This window comes from Robertmurraya kyonggiensis (assembly GCF_005116465.1).
GTDB classification, from domain to species: domain Bacteria; phylum Bacillota; class Bacilli; order Bacillales; family Cytobacillaceae; genus Robertmurraya; species Robertmurraya kyonggiensis.
Map to the genome: position 1 here is coordinate 1 of NZ_SWBM01000047.1, position 1,440 is coordinate 1,440.

At 52.3% G+C, this 1,440-nt stretch carries 2 protein-coding genes; one reads left to right on the forward strand and one right to left on the reverse strand.

The annotated features are described in order from the left end of the window. The coding region (locus tag FA727_RS23760) for a retrotransposon gag family protein (RefSeq protein WP_497707049.1) at window positions 1-899 on the reverse strand (899 nt) is incomplete at its 3' end. A gap of 35 nt (window positions 900-934) precedes the next feature. Between FA727_RS23760 and FA727_RS24245 the strand changes: the two genes are divergently transcribed. Further along, entirely contained in the window at window positions 935-1,171 is a 237-nt protein-coding gene (locus tag FA727_RS24245) for a hypothetical protein (protein WP_158318971.1), read from the forward strand. Window positions 1,172-1,440 lie beyond the last annotated feature (269 nt).

Below are 1,440 nucleotides of genomic sequence, written 5' to 3' on the forward strand. Positions count from 1 at the left end.
TGCTGGCCTCGGTGTCCCTGTGCCTGCTGCTGATTTCCATTCTGAGTTTGTTGTGGCCCTGCCTTCTGGTTGTTGTTCTGACCGGTGGAATTCTGGACCCTCCGGGGACAAAAGTTAGCATAATGTCCCTGTTCACCACAGTGATAGCATACCCTTGGGCCGACAGGAGTGGTGTTAGCCTGGGTAGTGCGTGAAGCCTGAGTGTTCTGCTGCACGTTCTGGTAGCGCTGCTGTTGCTGCTGGGGTGGTGCATACTGGGGACGTTGCTGGTTCTGGCTGCGGTTCTGAAGGCTTGATTGTCCCTGAGTGCGCTGCTGATTCACCTGCTGGGGGTTGTAGCGGGGGCGGACGTTGCTGCCAGATTGCTGGTTCATGAACTTTCTCTTCTTGTCCTCAATCTCACGGCGCTTGTGCTCCACCATCAGGGCACCATCAACCAATGCACCGAAGGTTGGGAAGGTGATGCACATCAACTGTAGCTGCAAAACATCCTGGAGTCCATTCCGGAAGCGAGTTTGCCTCTTCTCATCTGTCGACACCTCATCTGGTGCATAGCGGGCCAGCTCGAGGAACTTGTCACGGTAGGCAGTGACACTCATTCCTTCCTGCGTCAGGGCTAGGAACTCCCTCTTCTTTAGGACCGTCAGTCCCTCAGGCACATGGTGAGCACGGAAGGCATCACTGAACTGCTGCCAGGTGATCTGGTTGCGATCGGGTTGCGCATATTGGTATGCCACCCACCAGTCGAGAGCGGCTCCTTCAAACTGTCCAGAGGCGTAGAGCACCTTCTCCCTGTCATCACACTGAGCAATGTCGAGCTGTCTCTCCACTGCCTTGATCCAGTCTTCTGCTTCCATCGGGTCCTTGGCGCGGGAGAACTTTGGCGGGCGCCCCTTCAAGAACTCTCCCCTCTTGTCCCGGATGGGCTGGGGATGTGGCTGAACAGGTGGATTCTGCAGGTTCTGCTGCATCAAAGCTATGGCCTGAGTCAACTGTTGCATCGTCTGTGTCTGCAAGCGGACTAGATCCTCCATGGTGGGCGGCGGGTTCTGGTTCTGGTTCTGGTTCTGGTTCTGGTTCTGATTCTGATTGCCACCACCCGTCGATCCTCTTGTCCCAACCATCTGTCACAAATCAAAATCCCAACATTCACAATCACAGTCATGTCTGAACCAGTGTCAAGAACAGAAGCAATCCACTGACAAGATAAGGTACTCAGGCGATAGGAAAGATAATAGATGATGTGCAAAGGAGAGGTTAGGAACCCAACTATCTACCCATTAAATACCTTATACCTTAATCCAATACTAGATGATTGCAGACTTTCATCCACGCTCATCACAATCATTACAAAGATCCAAATCACACATAAGCATAATGACAATTCATTCAAGCATTCAAAGACATAGTTCACACGAGACTCGACCCTCTTGGACTAGT